Annotated in this window: 12 protein-coding genes; 3 read left to right on the top strand and 9 right to left on the bottom strand. The window is 55.6% G+C overall.

The genetic code is table 11. From position 1 onward, the window contains the following. Positions 1 to 30: 30 nt before the first annotated feature. The 4 genes from ACVDG4_RS05775 to ACVDG4_RS05760 all read right to left on the bottom strand — a co-directional run bounded on the left by ACVDG4_RS05775 (position 31) and on the right by ACVDG4_RS05760 (position 4801). Positions 31 to 1299 carry an O-antigen ligase family protein gene (locus ACVDG4_RS05775; protein ID WP_306146779.1) on the bottom strand — a complete coding sequence of 423 codons (1269 nt, stop codon included), beginning with the start codon at positions 1297 to 1299 and terminating at the stop codon, positions 31 to 33. Beyond that, positions 1296 to 2909, bottom strand: coding sequence for an undecaprenyl-phosphate glucose phosphotransferase (locus tag ACVDG4_RS05770; protein WP_447234339.1), 1614 nt, complete (start codon positions 2907 to 2909; stop codon positions 1296 to 1298). Before ACVDG4_RS05770 ends, ACVDG4_RS05775 begins: the two co-directional genes overlap by 4 nt. Continuing rightward, the gene (locus tag ACVDG4_RS05765; protein WP_447234338.1) at positions 2909 to 4138 is read right to left on the bottom strand and encodes a glycosyltransferase; all 1230 of its coding nucleotides are present in this window, start codon (positions 4136 to 4138) and stop codon (positions 2909 to 2911) included. Before ACVDG4_RS05765 ends, ACVDG4_RS05770 begins: the two co-directional genes overlap by 1 nt. A 105-nt stretch (positions 4139 to 4243) precedes the next feature. Further along, on the bottom strand, positions 4244 to 4801 hold the full coding sequence (locus tag ACVDG4_RS05760; protein WP_133950516.1) for a polysaccharide biosynthesis/export family protein: 558 nt from the start codon (positions 4799 to 4801) through the stop codon (positions 4244 to 4246). A 196-nt stretch (positions 4802 to 4997) separates the two neighbouring features. On the opposite strand from ACVDG4_RS05760, the gene ACVDG4_RS05755 reads away from it, so the two are divergent. Further along, complete coding sequence (locus ACVDG4_RS05755) at positions 4998 to 7358, top strand: Wzz/FepE/Etk N-terminal domain-containing protein (RefSeq protein ID WP_447234337.1); 2361 nt, start codon at positions 4998 to 5000, stop codon at positions 7356 to 7358. A 36-nt stretch (positions 7359 to 7394) separates the two neighbouring features. Here ACVDG4_RS05755 and ACVDG4_RS05750 read toward each other — a convergent pair whose 3' ends face one another. After that, complete coding sequence (locus tag ACVDG4_RS05750; RefSeq protein ID WP_447234336.1) at positions 7395 to 8597, bottom strand: GNAT family N-acetyltransferase; 1203 nt, start codon at positions 8595 to 8597, stop codon at positions 7395 to 7397. A 153-nt stretch (positions 8598 to 8750) separates the two neighbouring features. Here ACVDG4_RS05750 and ACVDG4_RS05745 point away from each other — a divergent pair, with 153 nt between their 5' ends. Then, positions 8751 to 9824 (top strand): polysaccharide deacetylase family protein, encoded by a 1074-nt coding sequence (locus ACVDG4_RS05745; protein WP_447234335.1) that lies wholly within the window; start codon positions 8751 to 8753, stop codon positions 9822 to 9824. 13 nt (positions 9825 to 9837) lie between these two features. Here the strand turns inward: ACVDG4_RS05745 and ACVDG4_RS05740 are convergent, their stop codons facing one another. Continuing rightward, positions 9838 to 10050: a DUF2842 domain-containing protein gene (locus ACVDG4_RS05740; protein ID WP_040451813.1), complete on the bottom strand. Its 213-nt coding sequence runs from the start codon at positions 10048 to 10050 to the stop codon at positions 9838 to 9840. Between the two features lie 136 nt (positions 10051 to 10186). On the opposite strand from ACVDG4_RS05740, the gene ACVDG4_RS05735 reads away from it, so the two are divergent. Then, positions 10187 to 11314 (top strand): COX15/CtaA family protein, encoded by a 1128-nt coding sequence (locus ACVDG4_RS05735; RefSeq protein WP_447234334.1) that lies wholly within the window; start codon positions 10187 to 10189, stop codon positions 11312 to 11314. 72 nt (positions 11315 to 11386) lie between these two features. Here ACVDG4_RS05735 and ACVDG4_RS05730 read toward each other — a convergent pair whose 3' ends face one another. The 3 genes from ACVDG4_RS05730 to ACVDG4_RS05720 form a co-directional block, all read right to left on the bottom strand. Further along, entirely contained in the window at positions 11387 to 12667 is a 1281-nt protein-coding gene (locus ACVDG4_RS05730) for an O-acetylhomoserine aminocarboxypropyltransferase (protein ID WP_447234333.1), read from the bottom strand. A gap of 1055 nt (positions 12668 to 13722) precedes the next feature. Beyond that, positions 13723 to 14253: a CoA-binding protein gene (locus ACVDG4_RS05725; protein ID WP_306147309.1), complete on the bottom strand. Its 531-nt coding sequence runs from the start codon at positions 14251 to 14253 to the stop codon at positions 13723 to 13725. A gap of 5 nt (positions 14254 to 14258) precedes the next feature. Continuing rightward, positions 14259 to 15080, bottom strand: a complete 822-nt coding sequence (locus tag ACVDG4_RS05720; RefSeq protein ID WP_447234332.1) for an enoyl-CoA hydratase — start codon at positions 15078 to 15080, stop codon at positions 14259 to 14261. Positions 15081 to 15214: the final 134 nt, after the last annotated feature.

Below are 15214 nucleotides of genomic sequence, written 5' to 3'. Positions count from 1 at the left end.
GGAGGGGGGAGCGTTCAAAAGCTCTGGATGTCAGTCAGGAATGGGCGTCTGCAGAGCGCTGCGCCGCCAACTACGCCGTTCCAGCTTGTCTGCTGCGATCAGCCCCCAGGCAAGGCCATAAAGCATGAACAAATGCCGCCAGTGATCGGTGTCGATAACGACGGACAGCAGCAAGTGCGCGACAAACACCGCAAATACAGCTTGCACAAACGGGGTCCACGGACGGGATTTGAAGATCAGCGGAAGGAACGCACAGACCGTCCATATGGCCATGACGATATAGGCAATGCCCCCCATCCAGCCGTAGGTGGTGAAGGCCTTGAGATAAACATTGTGCTCATCCTCACCGAAGGTTTTGCCGAACTCCAGCGCGCCAAGACCCAGAGGATGCTCCATAACAAGCTGAAAGCCGATCGCGTAACGGGCGAACCGGCCAAGGCGTCCACCGTCATAGTCCTGCACCAGACGGGCCCGCTGGGAAAACATGTCCGAGACAGCCTCGAACGACAAGGCGACTGTCATGAGGAGCGCACAAAAGAAGACGCCGGCCATGCCGATCAGGATCAGCCGGCCTCGGCGGGCAAGGTTCTGTTCGGTCACCAATTGGATCGTGTAAAGCAGCAGCAGCGACGCCAAGAGCACACCCCAGGCACCGCGTGAGAAACTCAAGAAAATGCCTAAGAGCAGGATGCTCAGCGGCAGTAGCACATAGAGATTGCGCAAGGTGGGGCCGCGCAAAAATCTCTGAATGAGCAGAAGGGTTGGCAGTACCAGAAACGGACCAAACACGTTCGGATCCTGAAAGGTTCCGCGCGCGCGGTCGAAGCGGGTAAAATACTCGGCTCCTGGAAACAGGTTGAAATAGCCGGCTATCCCAAAAAGGGCGGCAATTACCGCACCGATAATGTAGCCGCGCTCAATGATCCGGCTGCGTTCGGGTTTGTCGCTCAGGATCGCGGCGTAAAAGATCGCCGTGATCGCAAGAAATCCGGAAACGGCGGCATACATGAGCGCATCGCCAAAATCCTCTGCGAACGGCACGGACGCAAGGCCGCCGGCTGTAAACACCATCATTAGGACGATCAGCGGTGCAAACTCACGGCGCAACTTGAGCCCGCACGCGAGCCAGATGACGGTCAGAGCCACCATGTAGAGCTCGTAAGGAGCCGGTTCTTCGATCACGAAAGCTGACAGGAAGGCCGCCAGCCACAATGCGCCATTGCCCAGCGATCTGACCGACAGGCCGAACGGGGGCGGGGCCGTCAGCGCCCGCCCGTCATGGGCGGCCCAAACGGTCAATAGGCGTTCTCCGTGTTCAACAGCTTCAAGGGCGTCAGGAACAGGATCTTCAGATCAAACAGGATCGACCAGTTCTCGATGTAGTAGACATCGCATTCAACGCGCTTCTGGATCTTTTCAGGTGTATCGACCTCTCCGCGCCAGCCATTGATCTGTGCCCAGCCAGTCACCCCCGGCTTGACCTTGTGGCGCGCGAAATAACCGTCAACCACGTCGTCCCAGGTTTCATTGTTGGTGTGGGCATTGACCGCATGGGGGCGGGGGCCGACGAGCGACAGGCTTCCGGCAAGCACGTTGAACAGCTGCGGCAGCTCATCGATCGACGTCTTGCGGATGATCCGCCCAACCTTTGTCACCCGGGGGTCGCCCTTGGTCACCACCTTCTTTGCGTCCGGGTCTGCCATATCCGTGTACATGGATCGGAACTTCAGAACCTCAATGATCTCGTTGTTGAAGCCATACCGCTTCTGCCGGAAGATAACCGGGCCCTTGCTGTCCAGCTTGATGGCAATAATGGTTCCAATCATCACCGGTGCAAGACAAACTATCGCGATCAGCGAGAACACAACATCGAAGATCCGCTTGGCAACCATATCCCAATCGGCGATCGGCTTTTCAGCGACATCGACGAAGGGGACCGTTCCGATGAAGGATGTGCCCCGATCACGGAACCGCACCTTGTCGGTATGTGCCGATAGACGGATGTCGACCGGCAGCACCCAGAGGGTCTTCAAAAGCTCCAGCACACGTTTTTCCGCGCGCAGAGGAATGCAAACAATCAGCATGTCGATGCGGGCAAGGCGCGCAAACTCCACAAGAGCGCTGATGTTGCCGAGTTTCGGGTAGCCGGCCACGACTGGCGGCGACCGATCGTTGGAACGGTCGTCAAAGATGCCGCAAATCCGAATATCGTTATCCGATTGGGCTTCCAGATCGTGGATCAGTTCCTGGGCGGCCGTACCGCCACCAACAATGATGGCGCGCCGTTCCAAGCTTCCAGATTTCGTCCAGCCCCGCACCAATCGCGAGAGCACGAGCCGTGAGATGCAAAGGCTGACGAGGCCCATACTGTACCAGGCACCGATCCAGGCGTCAGAGACACTGGACCCAATACCAGTCGCACTTCGTAAAACTGCAAACATTGCAAAGACCAGTGTCCAACCCGCCGACACCCGACCGATTTGGGCCAGGCGCTGACGCATGACCGGAACCTGGTAGACATCGGACGCTTGAAAGAAGGCGAGCGTGAAAAGAACTGCCAAGCCAGCGGCGAGCGCATGGATGCCGGTTGGGCTGCCAGTGCTGGGCCCGGTCAGAAGTGCGATCCCAGCTGAGGCAAGAATGATCAGAATATCAAAAAGACGAACCGAGCCACCGAGCACCGGAACCGAAATTCCGCGTGTTCCGAGATTTTTGGCAATATCCAGCGCATCAAGCGACAGATTGGTGTTCGCAAAATCTTCGAACGAGATCTTGGTCGCTTCTCTTGAGGCCAGAGGAGATTGGCGCAGCCGGTTTTCAAGGTGCCCCCTGACGCCCGGTTGAGCGGCAGGCGTTGGCGCGCTGGCCGCCGTTCCCTGTTCGGCTCTATCGTATGCGGGTTCGCTCATTATCGCTGGCTCGATCTCGCATAGACAGATGATAGGGAAGTGGCTTGATTGGGCGCGAGCTCGGGTTGTTGAGCCGGGACGTCGCTTGGTGCGATCCCCAGTGCCTCCATGTAGACCGAATTGATGCGATCGGTCATCAAATCCGTGGAAAAGGTCTCTGCAAGACAGGGCCGCATTTCAACGGCTTCTGCCTGTTTCTTCTCAGGGTTTGCCAAGGCGTCTTCCATGGCAAGGGTCAATTGTGTGATGTGACCCGGCTCGATAAGGCGGTTGGCGAATTTGCCGAATATTTCCGGGATTCCGCCTGCGCGCGTTGCTATCAAGGGACGTTGGGCCGCGACCGTCTCCAGAATGATGTAAGGCATGGCCTCGGCCCGCGACGGGATGACGACCGTTTTTGCAAGTTTGAAGGCCTCGCGTGCCTTCATCGGACCTGTAAAGGTTACGGCCCCGGTCAAGCCGAGTTTCTCGACCATTTCGCGGTATCGCCCTTCATCCGGGCCATCTCCAACCAGGATAGCAGACGGAGCCCGCCCGAGCTTCAGGCGCAGATTGTAGAGTGCTTCGATAAACAGGTCTGGCCCCTTGAGATCACGCAACATGCCGATGAACACAAAGTCGGCTGCGTCTTCATTTGCATTTACCGGCTCAAAGTCCTGTTTGGACAGTCCGTTATAGACGATGCGGTTTGTGGCGCGTGCGGAACCGATCTTCGTCTCATAAGCAGCGCTCTCATAATCGGAGACAAAAATGAGGCCGTCGGTTATCCGTCCCAGAAGGCGTTCAAGCGTGTGATAGACACGACCCTCAAGCCTGTGAGGATGATAGTGCAGGCTGCCCCCGTGTGGGGAGTAGATGCGTGCTGGTCTCTGGCCCCGCAGCCCGAGATACGTGCCGATTAGGCGCGCATAAGCACCGCCTTTAGCGCCATGGCCATGCAGGACCGTGGGTTTCAGATCCCTGATATGTCTGTATAGGGCGAGGGTTGCCGAGAAATCTTGAACAGTGAGTTGGCGGCGCATGGGAAACCGGGCGAGACCCAAGGACAACGTCGAGCGCAGCTCTTCTATTTGGGCATCTTCAAAAGCGCCGCCGGTTGTGCTGTCGCATATCAAGCCGACCTTATGTCCTAAAGCTTCCTGGCAGTGAGCCAGATCGCGGACGTGACGGAAAATCCCGCCGACCGGCGCGCGGACGCAATGCACGATCCGCATTGGAGGCGTTGTCATGGTGCAATATCCCTGTTTTTGCTTTCAGGCTTCTTGGTGAGCCCGTTCAGCAGTCAGGATGCACCCTAGCAAAGGGAAATGAGTCCGCGGTTAACTCGCGGCTTGTCAAAAATACCGTTCCCGAACGTAAATAGTGTCTCCGGGTCGGACAGGATCCGAAATCGGAACGCGTCCGTTTAGGATTTCACCGTTAATCTGGCGGGTGATATCGACGTCTTCCTGGCGGGCCCGGGAGCTGAATCCACCGGCTGTTGCGATCGCGTTCTGGACCGTCATACCTGCGACATAGCTATATTGGCCCGCGTTTTGCACCTCTCCCATGACAAAGATTGGACGGTAGGTGTCCACCTCAACGGAGACGTCAGGATCACGGATATAGCCTTGGCGCAGTTTGGCTGCAATTTCAGCGGCAAGCCCTTGTTGGGTTTTACCGCGTGCGGCGACGCTTCCGACCAGCGGAAAGGAAATATAACCAGCTTGATCAATGACATAGGTGTTAGAGAGATCGTCCTGACCGAACACAATGATGCGCAACCGGTCGCTGGAATCCAGGCGATACGGCTGGGTCAAAGTTTCATGAAACGCTGTCGGCGGTTGCCGGTACCCACTGCACGCAGCAAGTCCCAGGCACAATGCCGGTACCAGAAGCGCTCTCATTCGCATCAACGACTCGCCTACAATTCGGCAAGAGGATCGCAAGGTATGGTTAATTGAGGGTGAAGACGGATCAAGGCGAACAGATAGCCTGTCAATAATGCGTATACACAAATTAACGGCTGTTCCAGCCAGCTGTGTTGAAGCTTAACCGAACGCTTACCATAATCAGACATTATTCGCCGCGTATCTGGAGAGAAGTAATATGGAATCTGGGCGGCAGACCTACACAGACGACGATATGGCGTTGGATCTCGGCGGGCTTTTAAAGGCTTTGGCGCGGTCATTGCTGTGGCTGGTCCCTTTGACCCTTTTGATGACGTTGATCGTTTTCATCGCCCTGCAATTCGTTGCACCCAAATATATGGGCGAGGCTCGGGTTCTGATCGAAAGCACGGAAATCAACATTCCAGGTGGGACACGCGGTGTTGAAGGCGAGCGTGCTTTGCTCGATACCGAGGGTGTTGCCAGTCAGATCCAGATCTTGATGGCGACTGACCTTGCCCGAAAAGTGGTCCGGAAGATGGATCTGGCTTCCGTGCCGGAGTTTGGCGCCCGCGGCGGCATGTCCTTTCTTGATAAGGTCCTGACCATTTTCGGATTTGATCGAGCGCCTTCAGGCGACTCAGCCGAAGAGCGCGTCCTCAAGCACTATTACGAAAATCTGGAGGTCTACCGCCTCGACGAATCTCGTGTGATTGCCGTCGACTATGCGTCAGAGGATCCGCTTTTGGCTTCCGAAGTCGCAAACGCGATTGTCGACGAATTTCTGGAGCTGCAGTCCAGTGCCAAACGGCAGACGACAGAAATCACATCCGCTGCATTGGAGCCGCAAATCGTCGAATTGCGGAAGAAGGTGCAATCGGCCCGCCAGGCCGTTGCAGATTTCAGGGCGCGAGCCGACCTGTTGATCGGTGCGGACAACATTCCGCTTAATCAGCAGCAGCTGGCGGATACGAGCAGCGACTATTCCGCGGCGCAAGCTGCGAAAGCTGAAGCTCAGGCCAAGGCCGAACTGATCCGCGAACTTTTGAATTCCGGTGGATCTTTGGAGACTGCAACGGATGTCCTGAATTCTCAGCTCATTCAGCGTTTGCGCGAACGCCAAGTTGAAATCCAGTCCAACATTGCCGAACTGTCGATCACGCTTTTGCCCAACCACCCGCAGATCAAGGCCCTGCAATCTCAGCTGAGTGACTACGACCGTCAGATACGTTCTGAAGCGCGAAAAGTGCTTGAGGGGCTGGAAAACGATGCGCGGGTTGCGAGTCAGCAGGCCTTGGCCTTGGAGAGGCGTCTGGACGAATTGAAGGTCGCTGCCGCGAAATCCAATGCGGATCAGGCCCGCCTCAGCGAACTCGAACGGGAAGCCGATGCAAAGGCTGCGCAACTTGACCAGTTGTTGCTTAGTTTTCAGGAAGCCGATACGCGTTTACGCGCGCAGCTCCTGCCAGCTGATGCCCGAATTGTTTCCCGGGCCAATGTCCCGGTTGAGCCGTTCTCTCCGAAAGTGGTCTCCAGCACCATCATTGCAGCTCTGGTCACGTTCATCTTGGGAACGGCCTTTGTAATCATGCGCGAATTGCTCACGGGACGGGCTCTTTACTCACCTGCGCAGCCCCAAGGAACTGCCAACCCGGGAACCGGATCAGCTCCCGTGCCACCGGCGCGCGAAGCCGGTGGGGCTTTCACATGGGGCCCGTCTTATGCAGGCGGATACCAAGGCTACAGTTTCGGCAGTGAGATCGGAGCGGAGGCAGAGCCGAAGAAACCACGGGTGGAACCGGATCTCGACGATGACAGCACTGTTGCTCCTATACCTGCGCAAAGGGAGGTCGGCAGTCCGCCAAACCGACGGTCGAAGCGCAGAGGCAACTATGACCAGGACGTCGCGCCAGACTGGCTCGGCGCAATGCGCTCGACCCCGAAAGATCCTGTTGAGGAGCCTGAGGAGGACGATGTCGCCAGACCCGCCGCAGCGCCTCTTCCATCTAACGAGCCGCAGGCGGCTTCTGACGTCGACCCGACCGGCCGGATCGTTGTTCTGAGCGTTGATGAGCCGGATCTTTCGCACAGGCTCGCTTTTGACCTCGCCCGCCGGGCAGCAGGAAAGGGCGATACAGCACTGTTTCTGGAGGTCTTTCCGGAACAGTTCAATTCGCGCGGGGCGGAAGGCTTCTCAGACATTGTTTCTGGCGCGGCGCCGTTTGCCAAGGTCGTCTACCGGGATGCTGGGTCGAAGGCGCATATTATTGAAGCCGGCCGTGTCGAGATCAACGATGAGATGGTTGAGTCCGATCGCTTCAAGCTCGCGCTCGATGCGATCAAGAAGACCTACCACACCATTGTTGTGGATCTTGGGGCGATCGATGGAACGCTTGCCAGCGCCCGCATGCTGAGTTTTGCGGACCGTGTGCTGATCGCCGCGAGTGGACCAGATCACAATCACGAACTCGAAAGTGCGGCCAACCTTCTGGCACATAACACCGGCGCGGATGTGGAGATCGTCATTGCAGGTGGACCCGGTTCCGGACCGCGGCGCAATGGAGGTGGACACGCTGCTTGAATGCGCACCAATTTGTTGGGCAGTGCCTAAGGAAGCTTAGTTGCCAGATGCGCGCATCTTCCGGAGTTTTTTGACCATCGTCCACAGCCGGTCGGAGTTGCGGATGCGCGATTTCAGGCGTGTTTTTGCCGTTTGGACTGCGGAATAGATCTTGCCCTTGGCTGTTCTGACGTACCGGCTGTCGCACATAGGTTCTGGACGGGTCCAGCTCGTCTTGTAGTGCTCCTCGCCGATGCCCAGGTCGAGCGTTTTTATATCCGGGTTGGCGCAAATCTTCTCCACGATGTCTCGTATCAGAACCAGTCCCGGGCTGTTTTTCAAAAACTCATCATGCGCAACACTGTTCGAATAGGCATGGAGTGTGCCCTCATCTCGCGCGCACAAATATGTTGCCCTGATCTGCCCTGAGACCGACAAGGCCCATATTTTGAGGGGCGCGCTCGTGGTGTCCGGCGTCACGGGTAGGGCGGTGCTTTGAGTTGCCTGACGCAAAAACGCCTTCGCCTCATGGCCGGAAAAAGCATTCGGGATGCCGGTGATCTGAGCGCGCGCCTCGCGCTGCTCAAGAAATGCCTCAAGCCCGGCTTCTATTTCCGCCGGTTGCTGGCAAATCCGGATCTCATATTTGCCGGCTTCCTGGAGGTGTCGCCGTTTCCGGGTGAGGTTCTTGCGCGCAGACTTGCTATGCAGGGCTTTGAAAACGTCCTCAAATGTGTCGATGACAGACCCGCGGTAGAGCGGATTCGGGCTTAATTGCGCATTGTCGAGGACCAGAGGGTGCGCCCGGCCGTTCCAGTGGCAAGGAACGTTTTGCAAGTCGATGCAATCGGCACTGCTCTCCTGGCAAACCCGATCAAGAACACTGCGGATAGTCTCCGGCCCAACTGCTTCATAGAAAGCCTTGTCCCAAAGCCCCGTGTTCTGATTGCCGAAGCGTGCGCCCAAAAAGGCGAGAACCTTGATACCGTTGTGTGTGAAAATAGAAAACGGTAGCAGCAAAACCGGACGTCCCGCCGCTCGCAGCAGTGCAATCAATGGCCGACTGCGTTCTGCCGTTCCCAATGTGTTTTGGAAAGCCTTGCACCAGAGAAAACCGTGATAGGGATTCCCGATCCCTGCGCTCTCGAGCTGGGTCCACACCGACGCCAGTTCTTCAAGGTCTTCTGTCAGTTGCAGATCGTCCTTCCCGGATCCCGATCCGGAGTGGGTGCCAGAGATATCAATTGCGGCGGCTGACATGGGAGATCACTCAATGAAACGGGATTGGTTAAACGGTGGTTAACTATGTTTGGTGGTGCGCTTATTCGACCAAACTCTAGCGAGAAATATCAATAATTCTTAAAGAAAAGGTGCGCTAATGGACCGGTTCCAAACACACGGGCCGAGCGGCTGATGAGCATTCGCCAAACAGCAATTACCAACGCATTCCGGGTTCTGCAGACGACGGGACTGAGCCAACTCTTTGCACCGTTTACGCAAGGCTGCGGCGCTGTGTTCATGTTGCATCGTGTTCGGCCTGCGCGCTCTGGCGGTTTTCAGCCCAACCGGCACCTTGAGATATCCCCCGAGTTCCTGCGTGCAACGGTGGAGCGGATCAGGGCCAATGGCTACAAGATCATCGCCTTGGATGAAGCGGTTGACCTTTTGAAATCCGGATATGGCCGGGAACGGTATGCGGTTCTGACTTTTGATGACGGCTATCGGGACAATCTGGAATATGCGCTTCCGGTCCTGAAAGAACTTGGTGCACCGTTCACCGTGTTTGTCGCAAGCGGTCTTGTGGACAGGTCGAGTGAGCTATGGTGGCAGGCGCTGGAGCTGATCATAGCCGCGAATGATCAGATCGTTTTCTCGTCTGAAGCAGACGAGCCGACAGTATGCGAAAGCGTTGACGAAAAGTGTTCTTGTTTCAATCGCCTAGTCGCTCATTTGAAAAACGATGTGAGCGAACGGGATCAAAGGGCAATTATCCGTGCCTTGTCTATCCAGTACGGAATTGACCTCGCTGAGCTCGCGGATCAGGAGATGATGACCTGGGATGAAGTGCGGGAACTGGCATCAGATCCACTCGTCACGATTGGCGCTCACACGCACGATCATTTTGCCCTGGCGCGTCTCCCCGAAGACGCTGCACGGCAGGATATAGAAAAGGGTCTTGAACGGCTCGAAGCGGAATTGGGGCAGCGGCCCAAACACTTCGCGTACCCATACGGGAAACACAACGCGGTTGACGCAGGCGCTGCCGAGGTTGTCGGCAAATTCGGCTTTGCCTCCGCTGTCACAACATTTCCAGGTGTTCTGCAATCGGCAAGCGCGCGGGACCTGATGCTTTTGCCACGTGTGTCGCTCAACGGGGTTTATCAGGACCCGGCCTTTGTCGATCAGTATCTAACCGGCGCGCCGTTTGCGCTTTACCGGGCCGCCAAATGGCTGACGTCCGGTTTTGGACTGCGCGCTCGAACTTGAAACGTAATTGCAGTCAGCTCTTTTTGCCGCGTTCCATCCACCAGATGATGGCGCCAGCAGGGATGACCCAAGCAAGACCAGCAATTGCAAAGTAAGTGAACTGGATAAGCGTCGACGATTCCTGCAATCGGGGAGAGTCACCGACCACCATTGCGGTCAGAGCGTAGACAATCACGAACAAGACGAGCGCGACCATACCGATAAACTTGCGGAGCGAGGGAACCATTCTTGACCCGTTCTGTAACCCAAAGAGCGATGATTTGCCGCGACCCGGCCACAAAGGCTTGCCGCTTTTCCCCAGCACCTATATCTCCCGATACCAAAGGTCAAACCGGTAGACGAATTTTGGAGACAACAGGGCAATGATAGTGTCCGAGGACAGCCTGGGAACGGCCGGCCAAACAAAAGACATCAAAGACCAGGAATTCATTCGCTCAAGCCGGGCGATGATCCGCTGGTGGCTCTACGGCGTCTGCTTTCTTATTCTGGTGATGGTGGTCGTGGGTGGGGCGACCCGTTTGACCGAGTCCGGGCTTTCGATCACGGAATGGAAACCAATCCACGGCGTGATCCCTCCACTGACAGAGGCGGAGTGGCAGGAAGAACTGGAAAAATACCGCCAGATTCCGGAATACCAGCTGATCAACAAGGGCATGAGCCTTGATGAGTTCAAATTCATCTTCTGGTGGGAATGGGGACACCGTCTACTCGGGCGGGTGATTGGTGTAGCCTTCTTTGTACCTATGGTCGTGTTCTGGGCGTCTGGGCGGATTGAACCATGGCTGAAACCACGGTTGGTGGTTGGTCTGGCTCTTGGCGGTCTGCAAGGGTTCGTCGGCTGGTGGATGGTGGCATCGGGATTGGTGGAGAGAACAGATGTCAGCCAGTACCGCTTGGCAACTCACCTGACCCTGGCCTTCATTATCTTTGCGTATCTTTTCTGGATTGCCCGACGACTGGCGCCACATGGTGCGCCGCCCGCTGATACACGCTCCGCTTTGCTGCCGGTTGGCTGGGTGTTTACAGGCCTGTTGTTCCTGCAGCTGTTCTTTGGCGGTCTTGTCGCGGGTCTGAACGCCGGTTTCACCTACAATACATGGCCGATGATGGACGGTAAGATGATCCCGTCAGGTCTGTTGATGCAGTCACCTGCCTGGCTGAATTTCTTTGAAAACGTCCTGACCGTTCAGTTTCAACACCGGATGGTTGCCTATCTTCTGGGTGCTGCAGCGATTTTTCTGGTATGGCGGACATGCGTTGTAACGGATGCCAAACGGATCCGTTTGCCGGCGTTTCATTTGGCGGCCTTTGTCTTCCTGCAGATGGTTTTCGGGATCGTCACGCTGCTGGGTTTTGGAAACTACACCGGGGAATTGTCCATGCACCAACTCGGTGTGGCGCTTGTCCACCAGGGCTTTGCTGTCTTCGTGATCGCGGCAACGATTGATTACATGGCAGCCTTGAAAGGCGAGTACCCGATCCAGAACTGACGGATGCACAGGGTTTGAAATGAATACAGCCCGCCAAAACGGCGGGCTGTTTTTTTGTCCGTTAGCTAGTTGTTAGCCAGCGAGAGCCTGCTCCAGATCAGCAATGATGTCATCGACATCTTCGAGACCGACCGAAATCCGGACAACATCCGGACCAGCGCCTGCAGATGTCTTTTGGTCATCCGACAGCTGGCGGTGGGTGGTGGAGGCCGGGTGAATGATGAGGCTCCGTGTATCGCCGATGTTGGCAAGGTGCGAGAACAACTCGACCTTGGACACAAGGTTCACCCCGGCGTCGTACCCGCCTTCAACTCCAAACGTGAAGACAGCTCCGGCACCTTTCGGCATGTACTTTTGCTGAAGCTCATGGTGCGGATCCTCCGGAAGGGCCGCATAGGACACCCACTTGACCTTGTCATGCCCGGACAAATGCAACGCGACTTTCTTGGCGTTGTCTGAATGGCGCTGCATGCGGAGCGGCAGGGTTTCGATACCCGTCAGGATCATGAAAGCGTTGAACGGCGAAATCGCCGGGCCCAGATCGCGCAGACCAAGAACGCGGCAGGCGATCGCGAAAGCGAAATTGCCGAAGGTCTCGTGCAGAACCATGTTCTGATATTCCGGACGCGGCGATGACAGAAGCGGATAGTTGCCTGATGCGGACCAATCGAAGGATCCACCGTCAACGATAATGCCGCCCATGGAGTTGCCATGGCCGCCCATGAACTTGGTCAAGGAATGCAGGACAATGTCGGCGCCATGTTCGATCGGTCGACACAGGTACGGAGACGCCATGGTGTTGTCGACAACCAGCGGAACGCCCTTTGCCTTGGCTATGGCGGCAATAGCTTCAATGTCGACGATGATCCCGCCTGGATTGGCAAGGCTTTCGATGAAAATTGCACGGGTCTTGTCATCAATCGCCGCTTCGAAGGACGCCATGTCCGATGGATCAGCCCATTTCACGCCCCAGCCGAAGCTTTTGAAAGAGTGGTTCAGCTGATTGATGGAGCCGCCATAAAGCTTGTTGGCCGCCACAATATTGTCGCCCGGCTGCATGAGCGTGTGGAAACAAAGAAGCTGTGCCGAGTGACCGGAAGCGGTTGCGAGCGCGGCCGTACCGCCTTCAAGTGCTGCAACGCGCTCTTCAAGAACGGCAGTGGTCGGGTTTGTGATGCGGGTGTAAATATTTCCAAAGGCCTGAAGGCCGAACAGGGACGCAGCATGGTCGACATCGTCAAAGACAAATGAAGACGTCTGATAGATCGGTGTGACCCGAGCGCCTGTTGACGGATCTGGTGTCGCGCCTGCGTGGATGGCCAGCGTGGAAAAGCCTGGAATATTTTCGCTCATAAAGAACCTCCCTTGGATATGTGGCGCGCAGTTTGGTCAAAGCCGTGCGGGAGGTCAAAGGATTGATTTCTGAAACCGCGAAAAAACGGAAATAACGTTCTTTTTCTGGAAGATAATTGGGTCGGATGCTGCTGCAACGCCTATGGCGTTTTGACAAAGCGCCGCGGCGAGCGTTCATCACGCTCCAAATTCATGTCGGTTTTTATAACAAGATAGATGCCAAACATGAGAACACTGGCCGCAAGAGGCATCACCAAAGCGAGGAGGCCCGTATCTATCACTTCGTAAAGCATGGACTCATCCGATCCCAACATGGAATTTCTGTGATGCAATTAAAGATAGACGCGTCATGTGGATGAATTGGTAAGACCAGTTTCGAAATGAAAAATAAAATTTCAAGAATATTGATGAAAACTGTAAATAATTATATGTGCTCGGCATTAGAATACATGCAGTGTTTGACGTCGAAGAAGGGCAAGCAAACTGGCCAGCCCAACTCAGCCTATACTCATTACACGACCTGTCTTGCGACACTGCGTGTTTTGCCCGCTCTGGACAGTGCGTTAGGGGAGCCAGCAGTTTCGTCACCGATATCAATCTGAAATAGCTCTGAAGATGAGCACCATGACGATGGCGACAACCACAACCAGGTGATAGATAGTGAACTGCGTGAACGGATCGACCATGAATGCCTCCTGCGGGAAAAGGTCAACAAGTCGTTAAAGTGTCTGTTCACGATATAAAGATTGGGCAAAGAATTTTGCTAACAGTTTAGTCAACTGTTAATCATTGCCGATCTCTTAACAGCACCTTTGATTGGATCTCGAGTGAAGTGCAATCAGAGGGTGTTTTCTTGGTTACCTTTTTCTATACGGCTTTTCAGAAAATCGTTTTGTTTTTGAAGCAAATAGACATTTGCACCGTCACTGTTGTTGCAAAAACAAAAGTGGCCAGCGATCTTTTTCAATTGCCGTTCCAGATAGTTGTCTCTGTGTCCAAAAAATCAAATTTGGGTTTTCTTTGATGATAAATTGTGCCCCATCAGTGCTGAGAGCTTAGGTCTTTTTCGTCGGCGACAAGCCCCGGTGCTGGAAACCGGCTTTCAGGGCGGGGCGCTTTGAGGAGAGTGTCCGGGAATTGACACCGGCCCAGCCAATCTCTCCAGACAGCCGCCCATATTCGATCTTGGGGCAGCGGTCCATGACCACCTTGATACCCGCAGCTTCCGCTCGCTGTGCAGCCTCTTCGTGGCGCACGGTCAACTGCATCCAGATAACCTTCGGCAATTTGCCGCTTGCGATCACGTCATCGACGATTTGGCCCGCCGCCTCGGAATTCCGGAAGATATCGATCATGTCCGGCGTGTCCGGCAGGTCTTCCAAAGACGCGTAGGCCTTCTGTCCAAGTATTTCCTTGCCCGCTTGTCCAGGATTGATCGGCCAAACATCATAGCCTTTGGAGAGCATGTATTTCAGCACGAAGTAAGACGGGCGCACGGTGTTCGCGCTCGCCCCGATCATCGCGATGGTTTTCACCTCATCCAGAATGCCCTTGATGTAGGTGTCGGAATAGCTGTCGTGGTCCATCGGTATCAGCTGTCCGTCCATTCCGGTTTGCGCTTTTGCAGGAAAGCATTGATGCCTTCTTCGGCATCGCGGGCCATCATGTTTTCTACCATGGTGTTTGCTGCAAAGTCGTAGGCGTCCGACAACGGCATTTCAAGTTGACGGTAGAAGGCTTCCTTGCCGATCTTCACGGTATGGGCAGACTTGGAGGCAATGCTCTCCGCGTATTTCTGAACGACCTGCTCCAGGTAGTCGCGCGGCACGATCCGGTTGATCAGGCCGAAATCCTTGGCGGTCGATGCGTCGATGCTTTCGCCGGTCAAGAGCATTTCCATCGCCTGTTTTGGAGCAACGTTGCGGCTCAGTGCGACCATCGGCGTTGAACAAAAGAGGCCGATATTGACGCCAGGCGTACAGAACGTGGCGGTATCTGTTGCAATTGCCAGATCGCAGGACGCGACCAGCTGACACCCGGCAGCGGTTGCAACACCTGTCACGACAGCAATGACCGGCTTTGGCAGCCGTACGATCTGCTGCATGAGGTCTGAACACTGGCGCATGATCCGCTCGTAGGTCGCCTTGCCGCCGTCAGCTTCGGCTCGCGCACTCGTCAGTTCCTTCAGATCATGACCTGCGCAAAAGACCTTGCCCTCTGCGCCGAGGAGAACCACCCGTACATCCGGGTTCGCCGCTGCTCTCGTCAGTTCGGCGGACAAAGCGCTCATCATTTCGCTCGAGAGCGCGTTCATCCGTTCCGGGCGCTGCATGACGATCCGATACACACCTTCATGCAGAAGCGTTGCCAGCATTGGTTTTTCGGCCATGTCGTTTGCAACAGCGTCGGTCATGGAAAACTCCCTGAGGTCTCTATTTCAAAGCCTTATAGCTGAACTCCTGTTCGTCGGCGAGTACCCGAAAGGTTGCAGTCAATATTCGTTCCTGACGATCATTTGACACAAAGCGGAGGATTTCCTCTGGTCGG

The organism is Roseibium sp. MB-4 (assembly GCF_053005265.1).
Note: the sequence above shows the minus strand (reverse complement) of the source record. Positions and strands in the feature narration are given on the sequence as shown.

Excerpts from the sequence above, each read along its gene's own strand:
- ACVDG4_RS05725 (WP_306147309.1), bottom strand. The coding sequence starts at position 14,253 with ATGGACCACGACAGCTATTCCGACACCTACATCAAGGGCATTCTGGAT.
- ACVDG4_RS05750 (WP_447234336.1), bottom strand. The coding sequence starts at position 8,597 with ATGTCAGCCGCCGCAATTGATATCTCTGGCACCCACTCCGGATCGGGA.
- ACVDG4_RS05720 (WP_447234332.1), bottom strand. The coding sequence starts at position 15,080 with ATGACCGACGCTGTTGCAAACGACATGGCCGAAAAACCAATGCTGGCA.
- ACVDG4_RS05735 (WP_447234334.1), top strand. The coding sequence starts at position 10,187 with ATGATAGTGTCCGAGGACAGCCTGGGAACGGCCGGCCAAACAAAAGAC.
- ACVDG4_RS05730 (WP_447234333.1), bottom strand. The coding sequence starts at position 12,667 with ATGAGCGAAAATATTCCAGGCTTTTCCACGCTGGCCATCCACGCAGGC.
- ACVDG4_RS05760 (WP_133950516.1), bottom strand. The coding sequence starts at position 4,801 with ATGCGAATGAGAGCGCTTCTGGTACCGGCATTGTGCCTGGGACTTGCT.
- ACVDG4_RS05770 (WP_447234339.1), bottom strand. The coding sequence starts at position 2,909 with ATGAGCGAACCCGCATACGATAGAGCCGAACAGGGAACGGCGGCCAGC.
- ACVDG4_RS05755 (WP_447234337.1), top strand. The coding sequence starts at position 4,998 with ATGGAATCTGGGCGGCAGACCTACACAGACGACGATATGGCGTTGGAT.
- ACVDG4_RS05765 (WP_447234338.1), bottom strand. The coding sequence starts at position 4,138 with ATGACAACGCCTCCAATGCGGATCGTGCATTGCGTCCGCGCGCCGGTC.
- ACVDG4_RS05740 (WP_040451813.1), bottom strand. The coding sequence starts at position 10,050 with ATGGTTCCCTCGCTCCGCAAGTTTATCGGTATGGTCGCGCTCGTCTTG.
- ACVDG4_RS05745 (WP_447234335.1), top strand. The coding sequence starts at position 8,751 with ATGAGCATTCGCCAAACAGCAATTACCAACGCATTCCGGGTTCTGCAG.